This is a genomic window from Brachybacterium sp. AG952 (assembly GCF_004362645.1).
Classification (GTDB): Bacteria; Actinomycetota; Actinomycetes; order Actinomycetales; family Dermabacteraceae; genus Brachybacterium; species Brachybacterium conglomeratum.
On sequence record NZ_SNXV01000004.1, the window covers coordinates 171,857 to 188,762 of the forward strand.

At 69.2% G+C, this 16,906-nt stretch carries 14 protein-coding genes and 1 pseudogene; 7 read left to right on the top strand and 8 right to left on the bottom strand.

Annotated features, from left to right (window positions below; all coding sequences use genetic code 11):
* Both DEU31_RS16835 and DEU31_RS11180 read left to right on the top strand, forming a co-directional pair.
* A pseudogene (locus DEU31_RS16835) lies at positions 1–1,991 on the top strand (hypothetical protein); the annotation flags it as partial.
* A complete protein-coding gene (locus DEU31_RS11180; RefSeq protein ID WP_133677168.1) occupies positions 1,988–2,749 on the top strand; it encodes a CDP-alcohol phosphatidyltransferase family protein in 762 nt (253 codons plus the stop codon). The pseudogene DEU31_RS16835 and the gene DEU31_RS11180, both read left to right, overlap by 4 nt.
* 156 nt (positions 2,750–2,905) lie before the next feature.
* On the opposite strand, the gene DEU31_RS11185 is transcribed toward DEU31_RS11180, so the two are convergent.
* The 3 genes from DEU31_RS11185 to DEU31_RS11195 are packed head-to-tail and all read right to left on the bottom strand — an operon-like array spanning position 2,906 to position 6,977.
* Complete coding sequence (locus tag DEU31_RS11185) at positions 2,906–4,246, bottom strand: O-antigen ligase family protein (RefSeq protein WP_133677169.1); 1,341 nt, start codon at positions 4,244–4,246, stop codon at positions 2,906–2,908.
* Positions 4,243–5,409 carry an acyltransferase gene (locus tag DEU31_RS11190; RefSeq protein ID WP_133677170.1) on the bottom strand — a complete coding sequence of 389 codons (1,167 nt, stop codon included), beginning with the start codon at positions 5,407–5,409 and terminating at the stop codon, positions 4,243–4,245. Before DEU31_RS11190 ends, DEU31_RS11185 begins: the two co-directional genes overlap by 4 nt.
* Before the next feature lie 11 nt (positions 5,410–5,420).
* On the bottom strand, positions 5,421–6,977 hold the full coding sequence (locus DEU31_RS11195) for a Wzz/FepE/Etk N-terminal domain-containing protein (RefSeq protein ID WP_133677171.1): 1,557 nt from the start codon (positions 6,975–6,977) through the stop codon (positions 5,421–5,423).
* A 167-nt stretch (positions 6,978–7,144) separates the two neighbouring features.
* Between DEU31_RS11195 and DEU31_RS11200 the strand changes: the two genes are divergently transcribed.
* The 4 genes from DEU31_RS11200 to DEU31_RS11215 all read left to right on the top strand — a co-directional run bounded on the left by DEU31_RS11200 (position 7,145) and on the right by DEU31_RS11215 (position 10,192).
* Complete coding sequence (locus tag DEU31_RS11200) at positions 7,145–8,056, top strand: glycosyltransferase (RefSeq protein WP_243733815.1); 912 nt, start codon at positions 7,145–7,147, stop codon at positions 8,054–8,056.
* 1 nt (position 8,057) lies between these two features.
* Positions 8,058–8,981 carry a glycosyltransferase gene (locus tag DEU31_RS11205; RefSeq protein ID WP_133677173.1) on the top strand — a complete coding sequence of 308 codons (924 nt, stop codon included), beginning with the start codon at positions 8,058–8,060 and terminating at the stop codon, positions 8,979–8,981.
* Positions 8,968–9,489 carry a serine acetyltransferase gene (locus DEU31_RS11210; RefSeq protein WP_133677174.1) on the top strand — a complete coding sequence of 174 codons (522 nt, stop codon included), beginning with the start codon at positions 8,968–8,970 and terminating at the stop codon, positions 9,487–9,489. The genes DEU31_RS11205 and DEU31_RS11210 overlap by 14 nt, the downstream gene beginning before the upstream one ends.
* A gap of 220 nt (positions 9,490–9,709) precedes the next feature.
* Positions 9,710–10,192 (top strand): adenylyltransferase/cytidyltransferase family protein, encoded by a 483-nt coding sequence (locus tag DEU31_RS11215; RefSeq protein ID WP_133677175.1) that lies wholly within the window; start codon positions 9,710–9,712, stop codon positions 10,190–10,192.
* Between the two features lie 206 nt (positions 10,193–10,398).
* Here the strand turns inward: DEU31_RS11215 and DEU31_RS11220 are convergent, their stop codons facing one another.
* Together DEU31_RS11220 and DEU31_RS11225 are read right to left on the bottom strand one after the other, a co-directional pair.
* Positions 10,399–11,793, bottom strand: coding sequence for a sugar transferase (locus DEU31_RS11220; protein ID WP_243733816.1), 1,395 nt, complete (start codon positions 11,791–11,793; stop codon positions 10,399–10,401).
* Between the two features lie 419 nt (positions 11,794–12,212).
* Positions 12,213–13,283 (bottom strand): transglycosylase family protein, encoded by a 1,071-nt coding sequence (locus DEU31_RS11225; RefSeq protein ID WP_133677176.1) that lies wholly within the window; start codon positions 13,281–13,283, stop codon positions 12,213–12,215.
* Positions 13,284–13,586: 303 nt separating this feature from the next.
* Here DEU31_RS11225 and DEU31_RS16840 point away from each other — a divergent pair, with 303 nt between their 5' ends.
* Positions 13,587–13,724, top strand: coding sequence for a hypothetical protein (locus tag DEU31_RS16840; RefSeq protein ID WP_166649478.1), 138 nt, complete (start codon positions 13,587–13,589; stop codon positions 13,722–13,724).
* Between the two features lie 19 nt (positions 13,725–13,743).
* Here DEU31_RS16840 and DEU31_RS11230 read toward each other — a convergent pair whose 3' ends face one another.
* The 3 genes from DEU31_RS11230 to DEU31_RS11240 all read right to left on the bottom strand — a co-directional run bounded on the left by DEU31_RS11230 (position 13,744) and on the right by DEU31_RS11240 (position 16,864).
* Entirely contained in the window at positions 13,744–14,697 is a 954-nt protein-coding gene (locus DEU31_RS11230; protein ID WP_133677177.1) for a hypothetical protein, read from the bottom strand.
* Between the two features lie 448 nt (positions 14,698–15,145).
* On the bottom strand, positions 15,146–15,424 hold the full coding sequence (locus tag DEU31_RS11235; protein ID WP_133677178.1) for a hypothetical protein: 279 nt from the start codon (positions 15,422–15,424) through the stop codon (positions 15,146–15,148).
* Between the two features lie 9 nt (positions 15,425–15,433).
* Positions 15,434–16,864 carry an MFS transporter gene (locus DEU31_RS11240; protein WP_133677179.1) on the bottom strand — a complete coding sequence of 477 codons (1,431 nt, stop codon included), beginning with the start codon at positions 16,862–16,864 and terminating at the stop codon, positions 15,434–15,436.
* Positions 16,865–16,906 lie beyond the last annotated feature (42 nt).

Below are 16,906 nucleotides of genomic sequence, written 5' to 3' on the forward strand. Positions count from 1 at the left end.
TCGAGGCCGGTGCCGACTGGAGCTACCTCTACGACGGCACCGCACCCGCCGCCGACTGGAACCAACCCGACTTCGACGCCTCCTCCTGGACCAGCGGCGCCGCACCCCAGGGCTGGGGCCAGAGCACCCTCGACACCACCCTCACCACCAGCGTCAGCCCCAAGCCGCTGACCTCCTTCCACCGACACGAGTTCGAGGTCGAGGACGCCTCCGTCATCGAAGAGCTCCAGCTCACCACCCGCGCCGACGACGGCATCGTCCTCTACGTCAACGGCACCGAAGTCCTCCGCCACAACATCGACGAAGGCACCGTCGGCGTCGGCACCTACGCCAACAAGGCCGTCAGCGCCGGCAGCGCCGTCGACAACCCCCTCACCCTCACCATCCCCGGCTACCTCATCACCGACGGCACCAACGTCATCACCGCCTCCGTCCACTCCAACTACCGCAGCACCCCCAGCCACAGCTTCGACCTCGAAGCCACCGCCACCCTCGGCACACAACCCACCCCGCCGGAGCCCGACCCCGAGGACCCGACGCTGGTTGAGGCCGGTGCCGACTGGAGCTACCTCTACGACGGCACCGCACCCGCCGCCGACTGGAACCAACCCGACTTCGACGCCTCCTCCTGGACCAGCGGCGCCGCACCCCAGGGCTGGGGCCAGAGCACCCTCGGCACCACCCTCACCACCAGCGTCAGCCCCAAGCCGCTGACCTCCTTCCACCGACACGAGTTCGAGGTCGAGGACGCCTCCGTCATCGAAGAGCTCCAGCTCACCACCCGCGCCGACGACGGCATCGTCCTCTACGTCAACGGCACCGAAGTCCTCCGCCACAACATCGACGAAGGCACCGTCGGCGTCGGCACCTACGCCAACAAGGCCGTCAGCGCCGGCAGCGCCGTCGACAACCCCCTCACCCTCACCATCCCCGGCTACCTCATCACCGACGGCACCAACGTCATCACCGCCTCCGTCCACTCCAACTACCGCAGCACCCCCAGCCACAGCTTCGACCTCGAAGCCACCGCCACCCTCGGCACACAACCCACCCCGCCGGCGGCGGCCAGGACGCCCGGGAACGATGACGAGGCACCGGCGGATGAACCCGCCGCAGAGGAAGAGCGGACAGAAGCATCGGACAATGCGGACGCGCCCGCCTCGGAGAAGGAGGCCGGAGCCGGAGACTCTCCGAGCACTGAGCCTTCGCCGGAGCCCGACGATGAGCCGGCCGCCGACGAGAAGTCCGAGGCCGCCGAGACGCCCGAGGCCGACGGCGCCGAGCCGGAGGAACCGACCGAGACGGGCACCGACAAGACCGAGAAGCCGGCTACGACGAAGGATGCCGAGCCGGAGACGCCGACCTCGACGGACGATGCCGAGCGTGCCGCGGCAGATCCGGAGGAGAAGGCCACGTCGGGCCCGACACAGGCCGACACCGAGCACGTCGCGGGAATCGATCCTGACCTCGCTTCCGGCGCACTTCTCCTCGACGACGAGACCGACTGGTCATATCTGCTCTCCGGTGACGCTGCGCCGAAGGGATGGACCGAGGCAGGTTTCGACGACGAGAACTGGGAGACGGGCCACGGGGCAATCGGCTGGGGCTACCCCGACATCGACACCCCCGTCGACGACGAGCGTGCCGACCTCCCTGTGACCACCTATTACCGGCACACGGTGAACATCGAGGACGTGGACGAGCTGACGTCGCTCGACCTGACCGCACGCGCGGACGACGGGGTCGTGATCTACCTGAACGGTGAGGAGATCGTCCGTTCGAACCTCGAGGACGGAGAGGTCCTGCCGACCACCCTCGCCGCCGAGGACCTCACCCTCTCCCCCGGGGAGGACGATCAGAACCTGATCGTCGAGATTCCGGGCGATGCCCTGGAGGAGGGCGAGAACACCCTCGCGGTCGAGGTGCATTCCCACACCCCGTCCGCGACCAGCCACAGCTTCGCGATCACCGCAGAGGAGAACAGGCGATGAGCCTCGACCAGTCCGTCCACGCATCACCGCGGACCACCCCCGAGCGCGGAGGTCACCTCACCATCCGCGAGAACCTGCAGGCCCTCCACAGCGCCCAGAAGAGCGGTGCCGGAGTACCGGCCTATACGCGATGGGTGAACCGGAGAGCCGCGCGGATCATCGCGGCGACGGCCGCGTCCCTGGGCCTCACCCCCAACCAGGTGACCGCCCTCAGCGCGGGCCTCTCCGCGGCCGGCCTCGCCGTGCTGCTGATCGCCGGTCCGCAGTGGTGGTCAGCCCTCCTGTGCGCCGTCCTGCTGGCCGCCGGGTACGTCTTCGATTCCGCCGACGGCCAGGTCGCACGGCTGACCGGCGCAGGGTCGCCGGCGGGTGAGTGGCTGGATCATGTGGTCGATGCCGCGCGCACCCCGGCGATCCACCTGAGCATCGCCGTCGCTGTCTTCGTGCACCGCCCTGACCTCCTCTGGGTGGGAGGTATCGCGATAACGTTCGCCGTCCTGAGCGCGGCGCAGTTCATGAGCCAGATCCTCGCCGAGCAGCTCGTGCGTTCTTCAGGCCCTGAGGAGACCGGCGGGCCGCAGCTGAAGCAGTCCCTGGTCCTGCTGCCCACGGACACCGGAGTACTGTGCTGGTGCTTCGCGCTGTGGGCGTTCCCGCCGGCCTTCGCCGCCGTATACGCCGTGCTCTTCGCGCTCAACCTCGTCCACGCCGCGGCCTCGATGCGGCGGAAGCATCGGAAGTTGACGTCGATCGCCTGATCGTCCCGCCGGGGAACGGCATGCCGGACGATCGGAGTCCTCGACGGACGAGGAGATCGCGACCTGCTCCGGGCGTCACGACGTGAGCTTGTGATGCGAGCTGACCCCGCATACGGGTCGGCCTCATGACCGGTGCCGGCCCGCCGACGTGGCCGCTCAAACGTGCAGAAGGCTCCCGTCGGACCGCCGACCGATCGGTGCCGACGTGACCCGTTCTTCCGCAGCGTCTGCCTCGCGACGTGAGTCGCGCTCGCGAAGCAGCAGCGCCGCCGCGGTGAAGGACAGGATGAGGCCGTTGGGGAGAACGCCGTAATACATCACCTCGGTCAGGATGACCACCTGCACCGCGTGCACCAGCAGCTGCGAAGTGTTCCGCACCCGGGCCGTGGCGATGACAAGCCATGCGAGGGCGAGCAGGAAGAGTGCAAGGGCGGGAAGTCCGTGGGAGAACATCACTGTCCAGATGTGCCCCTGAGTGCCCGCCGAGGGCAGCCCTTCAGACACGGAGGGTCGAGGCGCCCCATATCCGAAGAGCGGAGAGTCGAGCGTGCGGTCCAAGGTCTCGCGGTACAGGCTGGCGCGGTCCTCTGTCGAGGAGCTGGTCGTCGTGCGCTCATCGAGTCGCGCTCCGACACCGAGCCAGACGGTGACGACACCGGTCGCGATCCCGAGCGCCAGGGTCCACAAGACCGGGCGGATGCGGCCTGACAGCAGGAAGCGGGTCATCACGTAGGCGCCGGCCACAGCGATGCCGAGAAACATCCCGCGGTTGAGCGTGAGCAGCGCCGGCACCAGCGAGAGGAGGATCAGACCCGCCACGGCGAGCGCCTTCGTCCGCTCCTTCCCCAGCAGAAGCTCTCTCACGTACGCGAGGACCATCGGCAGGCACAGCGAATAGACGTTCCCCCATTGGTTCGTGTACAGGAACGGAGCGGAGGGGCGAGGGTCCATGGCGAACCAACTCTCCGGGTTGTGCTGCGTCATGCGCCGCACGACCATCTCCCCGACCACCTCGTTGGACTCAAGACTGCTCGGCACGACCAGTCCGAACGGGGTGCGGAAGGAGAACACCGGGAAGAAGATCCCCGCGAATCCTCCTGCGACCGAGAAGCCCCAGAACACGGTCACCAGGCCGAGGATGTAGCGGAACGTCAGCCGATCCCGAGCGTTGTACACATAGACGAAGACGGTCGTCACCGATGCGTACTGAAGCGCCCTGTAGATGAAGCCGATGAGTCGACCGGGACTGTCGAGACCGATCACCGACACGCACATCAGCAGGAGGAAAAGGGACCATATGCCGAACCCCGCAGGTACGCGAATGCGGCCGCACCTCACCAGGAGCACGGCCATACACATGCCCAGGGGGATCCAGGCGATGGAACCCAGGCCCAGGGCCCACCACAGCGGGTAGAGGGCGAACGTGGCGAACAGCGGCCACCGAGGCAGCTGCGTCGTCCTGGACAGAGGAACGGTTCCGGAGAGGGGAAGGCTCATCGGTGCCCCCTCCTCCGCCCCGTACCCGTTGCATAGGCCGACGGGACCACTGCGAGTGCCGTGCGAGGACCCGGCGTCTCGCTCTGCGCAGCTGGCAATCCGCGATACGGCTTCTGCCCCAGGAATGCCCAGCTCACCCAGGTGACACGTCCGAACGTGATCTCGAAGAGCACGGGAAGGGCGAGCCCAGCCACGAGGCACAGGATCAGCACGGGTGCCGGCGAGTCGACCCCGAACCTCTCCAGGAGAATCCGGGTGGGCGCCGTTCCGAAGACGTGAAGCAGGTAGATGGCGAACGAGAAGTATCCGAGATGCGCCAGGAACGGGACCTGCAGCTCCTCCCTGAAGGCGATCAGAGCTGCGATCCCCACCAGCCCGAGTACGATGCCGAGGGCGCCGTCGATCGCCGGCGGAAGCTCCACTTTCACGATGATTTGGGCTGCTCTCACACCGAACAGGACCCCGGCCGCCACGAGAAGCACTCGACGAGCCGGAACCGCCAACGGCCAGAATCGAGCCACCGCGTAGCCCACGAGGAAGAACGGTGCCAGCCGGATCGCTCCGTTCACGGAGAACACGTTGAAAGGGAAGGGGACCTCGACGAAGATCGCCACGAGTGCGGTGGTCACGATGACGAGAAGGGTTTGGCGTCGGGTCGAGAGAACACCCAGTGCGTTCAGGACTCCCGCGCCGACCAGCAGGATCATGATCGCCTGAAGGAACCAGAAGTGCCATTGGCCGTAGACGAAGAGCATCCACCAGTTGTTCAGATCGGATTCGGCGTTCGTGCCCGGAGCGAGCGCCTGCACGACGGTGAAGACCAAGCCGACGGTGACCAGCGGTACCAGGAGGCGTTTCGCCTTCCCCACGACGAAGCGACGCAACTGCTCCGGTGCTCGGAGCGGCCGTGTCGCGTACACATATCCGGACAGTGCGGTGAAGAGCGGGATGCGCAGGTCTGCGAGAAGCAGGTACGACGTCCGGATCGTGGAGTCGTCAGCAACCCTCATCCCCTCCGTGGAATCGCCACCGATGACATGTCCCGCGACCATCAGGATGATGGCGACCCCTCTCAAGGAATCGATCGAGAGATTTCGCCCTCGTCGACGCTCTCCGCTGCTGGGCTGCGTCGCCGCGTCCACACCGATCCGCCCGGCAGTCATGTGCGCCTCACTCAGCTCACGGCCGACGTCGCCGCCGAGACGACCTGCTGCGACGTCGACCTGCTGTGCCTGGCGCTCTCTGCCCGACGTGACCGGACCTTTCGGCCCCGCGCATGCCCTGAGGAGCTCTTGCGGGGGCTCGTGACGATCGTGCCGAGCACGGCAGCGCCCATCGCATCGGCCTCATCCCGCAACCAGCGGATCTCAGCTCGTGTGGTCGCTCGCTCCCGGCCGACGAGGATCACCGCAGAGGTATGACGCAGCGCCGCGAGGATGCTCCCGTGGTACGCCTCCATGGTGAGGACCACGAAGGTGATGGTGCGCTCCCCCGCCTCACGGATCGCACGCGCCGTCTGGGCCGTGAGGAGGGGGTCCGCCTGCGCGCCCACGTGCCCGTCCGTCGCCCCGAAGAACGTGAGCGAACCGCCGGAGGACGACATCTCCACGTCATCGCGGTCGGGACCGAGCACGTCGTCCAGCCGTGACCGCGTGCGGCTCGACTCCTCCGGGGTGATGAGCTGGACGTCGATGCCCGCCTGCGCTGTGAGCACCGCGAGGTTCAGCGGGAGCGATGAGACCTGCCCCTCATGGCAGGCATCGACGACCAGCACCGTCGCGCCGGCACCGAGGCTGACCAGGATCCGCTCGCGCGCCACGCGGAGCGCGTCCGCATCGGCGCCACGAGCTGGGATGGCTCCATCCGCCTCCCCCACCTCGGAGAGGACAGGGGCGCCGAACGCTCTGCCGAGTTCGTCTGCACTCCGCAGGCGACGATCACGGAGATCCCGGACGAAGGCCACCAGGACGCCCAGCACCAGGCCGGCCGCGAGCCCCGTGAGGAGGGTCATCCGCGCGCTCGGCGCGACGTCGACGGAGGAGTCCGCCGCGGAGGAGAGCACCACCCCGGGTGCGGTGTCGACTCCCTGAAGCCCGTTCCTCTGCCCGAGGAAGTTCGTCAGCTCCGTCTCCCTCTGCTCGCGCTCGGAGGCGAGCTGCGCCCGGGAGGAGCTGTCCGCATCGAGCTGACCCAGCTCACCATCGATCTCCACGATCTGCTCCGTGAGCTCCTCGATGCGCCCATCGAGGCCTTCCACGAGCTGTGTGATCCGCTCCTCGGCACGCTCCTGCCGGAACGAGAGGTAGGCGCCGGCGACGGCATCCGCGCCGGCTGCGGCGCGCTCGGCTGAGTTCGCCGTGAAGTTGACGGTGACGACTGCTGCGCCGGACGAGGTGGAGACCGTCGATGCGCGTCGGATCTCCTGGGCGGACATCCCCAATCCCTGGTCCTCCGCCGCACGTGACGCGACGACGAACGACTGGGCGATCGCCTTCTCCTCCTGCTCGTCGAGGAGGCTCGACGGCGCACTGCGACCGGCGAAGGGCTCCGTGCTGATGACCGTGAGGTTGACGGTCGTGGACGCGGTGTACTCACGGGGCGCCAGCACGAGATACGCAGCGGAGGCGAGCAGCCCGACCACGGTCACGAGCGCGATCAGCCGCCACTGCCGCAGCAGCACGTGGGCGAACACCTCGATCCCGAGGCTCGTCCCCTTCTCGGCTCCGTCCATGAGCTCCCCCGATGCTGAGGCCCGTCGCGGCCTCGGTGGCGTCTTCCAAAGATCTTCCCGAGTCGGTAGTGTAGTACGAAACAGACGAACCGGACATTTTCTCGTTGGATCGCCTGGCGACCTGCCGGTGCGACCGCGATCGTGGCGTCGAGTGAATGGAGGACGACATGCAGGCCCCGAAGGTGAGCGTCGTGATGGCGACGCGGGATCGCCCACAGCTGCTGCGCCGAGCAGTCAGCTCAGTGCTCGCCCAGGACTACGACGGACCGATCGAGATCGTCCTCGTCTACGACGGGACGGCGATCGACGCGCTGTCCGATCTCGAGCTTCCGACAGGATGCACCCTGCGCGCCGTCGGCAACGACCGGACCCCCGGGCTCGCAGGAGCTCGCAACACGGGAATCCTCACCGCCACGGGGTCGCTGATCGCGCTGTGCGACGACGACGACGAGTGGAAGCCCTCCAAGCTGTCGCGCCAGGTCCCGCTCTTCGAGGACCCCGAGGTCGTCCTTGCCGCCACCGGCATCGAGATCATGTCCAGCGGAGGCTCCCACGTGCGTGTGCCTCCGACCCGGGTCTACCTCGCCAACCTTCTGCGCTCCCGGATCACGGAGCTGCACCCTTCATCCTTCGTGCTGCGTGCGAAGGCTCTGCTCGGCGACCTGGGGCTCGTCGACGAGGAGCTCCCAGCCTCCTACGGGGAGGACTACGACATGCTCCTTCGCGCGGTCCAGGTGGGACGGATCGCGTCGATCCCGGACCCGCTCACCGTCATCCATTGGGATCGAACCAGCTACTTCACGGAGAAGTGGCAGGGCATCGTCGACGGCCTCGGATACATCCTGGACAAGCACCCGCAGTTCGCCTCCAGCCGCGTCGGCCGCTCCCGGATCGAAGGACAGATCGCCTTCGCCCACGGCGCACTGGGCGATCGCCCCCGCGCACGGAACTGGGCGTACCGGGCGATCCGCAACGACCCGCGACAGCCTCGCGCCTATCTGGCCATGATGGTCGGCATGGGGGTGGTCTCCGGCGAGAAGGTGGTGGCGACCCTCAACCATCGGGGCAGGGGCCTCTGACATGCCCCGGCTGACGATCCTCATGCCCGTCCACTCGGCGGAGAGGACCCTGGGAGCTGCGATCTCCAGCACGCTGCGCGATCTGCCGCGGGACGCCCGGATCGCAGTCCTGGACGACGGCAGCCTCGACGCCAGCGCGACGGTCGCTCGGTCCTTCGACGATCCGCGTGTGCAGGTGCGAACCCGACGGAACGGCGGGGTCGCCAGCGCCCTCAACGAGCTCCTCGACTCCACCGACTCCGAGTTCGTCGCGCGGATGGATGCCGATGACATCGTCCTCCCCGGCCGCTTCCGTCGGCAGTTGAGAGCGCTCACTCGCCGACGCGACGGCACCCCGGCACCCGACGCCGTCTTCACGACCGTCGTCCAGTTCGGTGACGGGGCCCGCCCCGTCCCCCGTCCGAGCCGGATCCCCGCCGACGACTTCTCGATGCATCTGCTGCTCACCAATCCGGTCGCGCACCCGACGCTCATGGCGCGCCGCGCCGCGCTGGAGCGCGCAGGTGGCTACCGGCAGGTTCCGACAGAGGATTACGACCTGTGGCTGCGTCTCGCGGCGGACGACGCTCGTCTCGAGCGCCTCCGCCTGCCCGGTCTGGCATACCGGATGCATCCCGGGCAGGTCACCGCTTCTGCCCAGTGGCGACATGCCTCCTGGGGCGATCCCACTATCGGAGAGGCATACTCGCAGCTCTCCGAGCTCCTCCTCGGCGCTCCGTCGCGCCGGATCACGACGCTCGCCGTGGACGATTCGCTGGACGCCGACGGGAAGCGAGAGGAGTTCTCGCGCTTCGCCGCGCGCTTCATCGAGGCGGCGTCCCGGCGACCTACACCCTCGGAGCACGCACTCCGACGCAAGCTGAGCGAGAGAGCTCGCTGGCTCGAGGAACGCCTCGCTCAGGAGACCGTCCGTGCCGCATCCTGAACGATCGACAGGCACGAAAACGGTCCTGCGGGCCGATCTGCGCGCCAATGCGCACTACCCCAAGAGTCGAGTGATCCTGCGATGGCTGCGTGCCGCGCAGACATGGCGCGCGCGCAAGGGCCTGTTCGGGCGTGCGGGCTACCTTCTCGTGGGCGGCTCGTACAAGGTCGTCACCGAGTGGGTGCTGGGGGTCGAGCTGCCGGCCTCCACCGAGATCGGCCCAGGACTGCGTCTGCGCCACGGCGTAGGAGTCGTCGTCAACCCGGCCACCAAGATCGGTCGCGGGGTCATGATCCGACAGCATGTGACCCTGGGGAACAGGCGCAGCAGTTCGGACTGCCCGATCATCGAGGACGACGTCGAGATCGGCGTCGGCGCCGTGATCATCGGCGCGGTGAGGATCGGTCGGGGCGCCCGGATCGGCCCCAACGCCGTCGTCGTCAAGGACGTCCCGCCGGGCGCCGTGGTCTACTCGCCGACGAGCGTGCTGCGGCCCACCGCCGAGTGACGCCGTAGGTCCGGCGTTCGACGCACGGACGAGAGCGGACGGAATCCTGCGGTCAGCAGCGCGAACCCGTGATCGGAGCCCCTGCCGTCGAGACCCCGGACCGCCCGTGGCGTGACCGGTTCGTAATGTCCGTTTTGCGCTTTTTCTCCCTTATGTCGAGTAGACTTCTCGTGGGCGCCCGGCACTCAGAACTCCCGGGCAGGAAGGCCAGGAGATCGTGATGCGGATCGGATACGCAGCCGGAGGTTTCGACCTCTTCCACGTGGGGCACCTGAATCTGCTTCGTCGCGCTCGCCAGCAGTGCGATGTGCTGATTGCCGGCGTGGTGAGCGACGAGATGCTGCGCGAGGTGAAGGGGATCGAACCCGTCATCCCGACTGCTGAGCGTGCCGAGATCGTGGCCGGCCTGCGCTGCGTGGACCGCGTGCACGTCGAGACCACGCCCTCGAAGATCGACGCCTGGCATGCAGTGGGCTTCACCCATTTCTTCAAGGGGGACGACTGGCGCGGAACCCCGAAGGGGATCCTGCTCGAGCAGCAGTTCGCAGAGGTGGGCGTGCAGATCGAGTACCTCCCGTACACGATGCACACCTCCAGCACCTCGCTGCGCCGTGCACTGTCGGCGATCACCGCCTCCGCGGCAATCGCTCCGACCTCGGAGCTGGCGGCCGCGAGCGAGCTGCAGGACGTCGCGGCCCGCTGAGGCCCGACCACCGACCTCACGATGCAAGGCCCCGGGAGCAACGCTTCCGGGGCCTTGCTCACTCCGCGCTCTCGTCTGCCGGATCATGGTGTTCGTCGGCGTCCCAGGGCCCGACGCATAGAGGACTTCCAGCCCTGGATGGGGCCCGGAACTGTCACCAGCGATCTGTCCCCAGCACTGAGAGCCCTCAGCTCCGGCCTCTCCGCTCAGTACGCCCCGCGCGAGGCCACCACGGCCCGCACCGTGCGCACCAGGATCAGGAGATCCTGCACGAAGGACCAGTTGTCGACGTAGAAGAGATCCAGACGGACCGTGTCGTCCCAGGAGAGGTCGCTGCGACCGGAGACCTGCCACAGGCCGGTGATCCCGGGTCGCACCGCGAGGCGGCGATGGGCGTCATCGTCGTAGTCGGCGACCTCCGAGGGCAGTGCGGGTCGCGGCCCGACCAGGCTCATGTCCCCGCGCAGCACGTTCCACAGCTGGGGCAGCTCGTCGAGCGAGTAGCGGCGCAGGAACCGCCCCACCCGGGTGATCCGCGGGTCGTCGGCCATCTTGAACAGCACGTCGTTGCCGCGGTCGTGCTCGCGCTGCCGCAGCGCGGCGAGCCGCGCCTCGGCGTCGACCACCATGGAGCGGAACTTGAGGAACTCGATCGGCTCACCGCCGCGGCCGACGCGCTTCTGGGTGAAGATCGCGGGCCCGCCGTCGCCGCAGCGCACGCTCAGAGCGATCACCGCGAGCACCGGCGAGAGCAGCAGCAGGAGCGCGGAGCTCGCGACGATGTCGAAGGCCCGCTTGCCCTTCTTCAGCGCCTTGCGCGAGCGCGGAAGGTCCATGTGCACCAGCGGCAGTCCCGCCACGGGGCGCATCCGAATACGGTCCCCGGAGATCTCGCTGACCCCGGGCACGACGATCACCTGAACCTCGAGCTCCTCGAGCTTCCACGCGACGCGGCGGAACTCCTCGGCGCTCGCGGACGAGCCGGCCGTGAAAAGCACGATGTCCGGCCGATGCTCCCGCACCAGATCGAGCATCGTGGACTCGTCGCCGAGCACCGGGACCCCGGCCACCTCGTCGGGACACTCGTCGCTGACGGGCGCGACGGCGCCTACCACGTCATAGCCGAGCCAGACCTCGCGACCGAGGGTGCGCACGATCCCGCGCACGTGACCGGTGGACCCGACGACCAGCACCTGGGAGCGCAGACCGCCCCGGGAGCGGGCGAGGTTCACCCCGCGGCGCACAACCACCCGTACGACAAGCAGCAGGGCCGCTCCCACCAGGAAGAGCACCACCACGTAGGGGCGCGACAGCGGGATGTCGACGAGGAACAGGACGGTGCCGATCACGCCGATGGCTCCGAGCGTGCCCATCAGCACGCCCCGGTAGATCTCGGCCCCGGCCCCGATGTGCCGGGGATTGCTTGCCCCGAAGATCAGTAGCGAGGCCATCCACACCGCCGCGATGACCACGGAGCTGGCGACGAGGGAGACGGGGAGCTCCTGGGAGACCCCGACGACGGACAGGGGGCGGCGGATCACGACCGCGAGCACGCAGGCGGCGACGAGCACTACGAGGTCCGAGGCGACCAGGATGGCCACGACCAGGCGATCGCCCTCGTGCGGGCGGCGGGTGGACAGCGACGTGACCCTCGGCAGCACCCGACGTCGTACATCGGTCGAAGGGGTCTGGATCTCCGCCCCCCTGACTGCATGCTGGATCGCCACGTTCACCCTCCCGGACTGGAACCGACGACGGGTCGGGACGGCGGGTCCCGGACAGAGGCGTGCGCCTGCGCATCATTGCGGCTGTCGCGCGCGAGATGTCTGTTTTGCCCGTCTTGTCCGCACGACTCTACACCCGAGATGTCCGTTTTGTGAAGTTTTGGGGACGGCGATGTGGCGTCCGGGAGGATCGGAGGACGACGACGAACGACGCGCCACCCCAGGGGTGACGCGTCGTTCGAGAAGCGAGAGCCGAGCCCGGCACGCAGTGCGGAGCTGCGCGGCGGCCCGCCGGCTCAGCCGTTGAGGTGCTGCTGCAGCGCCTTGACGGTCGCGTAGCTGGTGCGGAAGTCCCACACGCCGTTGTTGTTCAGGCCGATCTCGGCCCGGAGCTTGCGGGTCGTCTCGGCGCCGATCTTGCCGTCGGGCGCGGCACCGATCTTCGTCTGCAGCGCCTTGATGTCGGAGGTGGACAGCGAGCCGTCCTGCGACACGCCGATCCAGCCCTGGAGGGCACGGGTGGTCTTGGGGCCGAACTTGCCGTCGACCACGAGGGAGGCTCCGGTGCTCGGCGTCGCCGGGGTGGAGCTGCCGGAGGAGGGGGCCTCGGCTGGGGCGCCGCTGTTCAGGAAGCTCTGCAGCGAGCGGACGGTGGAGGCGTCGGCGCGAAAGTCCCGGGCGCCGTTGCTGCCGAGCCCGATCGTGGCGCGAAGCTTCGCGGTGGTCTCGGGACCGATCTTCCCGTCGCGGCCGGCGCCGATCTTGGTCTGCAGCGCCTTGATGTCGGAGGTGGACAGCGAGCCGTCCTGCGACACACCGATCCAGCCCTGGAGGGAGCGGGTGGTGGCGGGGCCGAACTTGCCATCGACGGCGAGCGCGCCGGAGGCGGGGCTGGTGCGGTCGGCGTCGCGGGAGCTGCCGCTCGAGCTGCGGCCGGGCTGCGCATTCGCATCGGCGCCGCCGTTGGCGCGGGTGAGGCCGGCCTTCTTGCCACAGGTCGGCCAGGCGCCGGGGCCCTGCTGGTGGAGGGTGCGCTGGGCGACGGCGATCTGCTCGGCCTTGGTGGCCTGGTTCGCGGTGGAGGCGTACTCGGCGCCGCCGAAGGCCTTCCAGGTGGAGCTCGAGAATTGGAGCCCGCCGTAGTAGCCGTTGCCGGTGTTGATCGACCAGTTGCCGCCGGACTCGCACTGGGCGACGTCGTCCCAGACGGTGCCGCCCGCGGTGGCGCTCTCGGTGCCGACGAGCCCGAGCCCGGCGACGACCACGGCGCTGCCGGTGGCCGCGGCGACCTTCGGGGCGAGGCGGACGCCGCGGAAGGCGACGGCCCTTCCGGGGGCGCGATGGGTGGGCGTGCGGGAGTCGGACATCGAGAGCTCCTCGGATCGGGGAAGTCGGTGAGACGGGAGGGATGGCCGTCGCGGAGCGCCTGGCCGACGAGAACGCCGCTGACCTGCGCGCCCGCAGAGAGCACACCTCCACGGTGACCTGCTCGCCCCATCCCGGGAAGTGACCCCGCCCGAAAGATTCCCCTTCTCGGGTCGTCTCTTTACCAAATTCAGAACATTTTCGAGAACTTCGAGAATGACAGCGGTGTATTTCTCGAAAAGATACAGCCGTGTCACTCCCTTCGCGCGGGCGCGGTGGTGGCGGCCCTTGGCATCATGTCGCGCATGCCGGAGCAGGCGTGGCTGATCGTGGTGGGCCACGTGGCGATCGCCCTGTTCATCCGCCGCAACCCGGCCGACGCCGGGGATCGCCCCGTCGGCGCCGGGCCGGCCGAGCCCGAGGAGACGGTCGCCCCGGCCTGAGCCGTGGCGGTCGGGCACCTCAGTAGTAGACGGTCTCCTGGTTCCCGAACCAGGTGCCGTAGAAGTCGCCGTCCCGGTCCATCATCCCGATGGCGGCTTCCTCGACCGGCACGCGGTGCACGGTGGTGCTCCCATCCTGGGCGGTGACGGTGAACTCGGCCAGTCCGTCGTAGCCGTAGGCGTCGTAGTAGCCCGCCGCCCCGCCGGCGACGTGGATCTGCGGAGGGGTGATGATCTGCCAGGTGCCCTCGCCGGTGACCTCCTCCGGGGCGCTGAGGGGGCAGTTCTCGGGGCGCGGCTGGGTGCTGCGCGCGCACTCGGCGAGCGCCGTGTCGATCAGGTAGGTGCCGAGCTGCTCCTCGCCGGTCTCGGTGAGCTCGTAGCCGATCTCGAGGATGGAGTTCAGCCAGGGCCCGAGCATGGGCGGGATGGTCGAGCGGACCGTGGTCGGGGTGACCGCCTCCCCGCCCTCGGGGGCGCTGAGTTGGTACACGCCGGGCAGCACCACCAGGTGCACCTCGACGAGCCCGAAGGCCTGGTTCGCCCTGGCCTCGTCCGACAGCGGGACCTCGACCCCGTTGATCAGCACCGCGGCGGCGCTGACGGGCACGGCGACCCGCATCACCGGCAGCTCCACGGGCTCCAGCTCCCACACCGGGCGGCGCAGCGCCCCCTCGCGGTGCCGGGTGAGGTGGAGGGTGGTCTCCTGGGTGCGCCGGCCGAGGCTGAGCGTGGCCGTGACCTGGGCGGTGTCGCCGTCGACGCGCGTCTCCTCGATCGTGAAGCGGTCCACGCGCTCCTCGGCGGCCAGCACCACCTGGTCGGTGAGGGCGAGGTCGAGCACCCCGCCCTCGGGCTCGACCATGTGCTCGCGTACGGCGTCGGTGTCACCATCGAGGATCGCCTGGAGGAAGCTGCGTGCTTCGGTCTCCGGCGAGCGCTCCCCCACCAGCACCTGTGGCAGCACCAGCACGAGGGCGACCAGCGCGGCGATCCCGCCTAGCGGCCACCAGCGGCGACGGCGGAGCGGCGCGGCGGCGGAGACGCGGTCATCGACTGCCCCAGGGTCCGACGGGGTTCCGGCCGACGAGATTCCGGCCGACGAGCCCCTGGCAGTCGATCCCCGGATCGGTGCGGCCCCGGCCGAGCGGTCGCCCGTCGTCCGGCCACGGGCTGATCGGGCTCCGGCGGGCAGGTCTTCTCCTGGCGAGGGCGTGCCTGCCGTCGAACCACGGAAGGTGCCGTGCGGTGCCTCCTCGCCCTCGGCCCCGCCCCATCCCCGGACGATGACGCGGCCTGTCGCGCGCTGATCCCGTCCGCTCCCCCGCCGGCTGCTGCGCCCCACTGCGCCCCCTGTTCGCGTCGATGCCTCGGGAGAGGGTATCCCGGTGCCGGCCGTCCGGAGGCGCTGCCCTGCCGTTTCACGCGTTCGGCGCGGTCCCGGACTCGCCATCGCGATCCTGGACGCCCGTGGCGTAGCCGGCCAGAAGTGGCACCGGAGTCCAGTGGCTCAGCAGCGGCAGCACGTTCATCCGGGCGGGCACCGGGTCCAGACGCCTATCGCGGCTCGGGGTCTCGATCTCGTAGGGCCCGGGCAGCGCGCGCAGGGTGATGATGCCGAGCCCTTCGGCGCCGCCGCGTTCTCGGCGGCGACGACCGTGGGCTGCGGGCGCGGCTGGTCGGCCCGATGTGCGATGCATGCCCGGGGCTCACAGCGCCCCGGGTGCCTCCTTCTCGCGGGCGCGGTCGGCGAAGCTGACGCCCATCGCGGCGAGGGTCAGCGCCATGATGATCACCAGCGCGATCGTGAACGCTTCGAGCCAGGCGGTGCCGCCGTCGGTGAGGGAGAAGATGATGCCGGGGATCATAGCGGTGCCGATCGCGGCACCGAGGCGCTGGCCGAGCTGGAGGATGCCGCCGGCGACGCCGCCGAAGCGGGGGTCCACGGAGTTCAGGGTGAGGGTCTGGTTCGGGGAGATGGTCATGCCCTGGCTCAGGCCCATCAGCATCAGCGGTGCGGCGAGCCACCAGAACGCGACCGCGCCGGACTCCACGAAGCCGGCCAGCAGCGTCGTTCCCAGCAGGCCCAGGAACGCGACGCCGAATCCGGCGATCACCATGCGCCGGCCCAGGGTGAGCACGTAGCGGCCGGCGATCTGGGAGCTGATCGCGGCGGCGATCGAGGAGGGCAGCCCCAGCAGGGACGCCTCGAAGGCGGTGTGGTGGAGGTGCATCTGCAGGAACAGCGGCACGATGATCCACACGCTGGTCGCGCCGAGGAAGTACACCGAGACGATGAGGATGCCGTTGCGGAATGCCTTGTTGGCGAAGATCGCGGTGTCGACCATGGGCGAGCTGCCGCGGCTCTTGTAGCGCCGCTCCCAGGTCCACCACAGCCCCAACACCAGCAGGCCGGCAGGGAAGGACAGCCACACCAGCGCGTTCACGCCGCGCTCGAGGAAGGGCAGCATGATCCCGAGGATCGCCAGGCACAGCAGGATCGTGCCGACGGGGTCGAGGTCGGGGCGGCCCTTCCCGCGCGCGCGGTCGTCGGGGATGTAGCGGAAGGTGCCGATGATCGCGCCGATGCCGATGGGTACGTTCATGAGGAACATCCAGCGCCAGCCCCAGTTCGGGCCGAGCACCTGGATCAGCAGGCCGCCGATCACGGGACCGATGGCGGTCGCCACGGCGACGGTGGTGGCCAGCAGCGCGAAGGCTCGCGCCCGGTCCTGGCCGCGGAAGTGCTGCTGGATCAGGGCGACGGTCTGCGGGTTCAGCAGCCCCGAGCCGACGCCCTGGAAGATGCGGGCGAGGTTCAGCATCTCGACGTTCGGGGCGAGGCCCGACATCAGCGAGCCGAGGGTGAAGATCCCGACGCCGATCAGAAACATGCGCCGACGCCCGGTCGCGTCCCCTGCGCGCCCGGCGGGGACCAGCAGGATCGCGAAGGAGAGGGCGTAGCCGGAGATGACCCACTGCAGCGAGCCGGTGTCCGCCTCGAGGCCCTCGCCGATCGCGGTGAGGGCGACGTTGATGACGCTCACGGCGATGAGGGCCATGAACAGGGGTGCGAGGAGGACGGCGAGCAGGGGCTTACGACGCACCGCAGGGGTCGGCACGCTGTAGTCGGGGATCACCCTGCCACCTTATGCAGTGAGTGCACATCTGTGGAGGGTGTG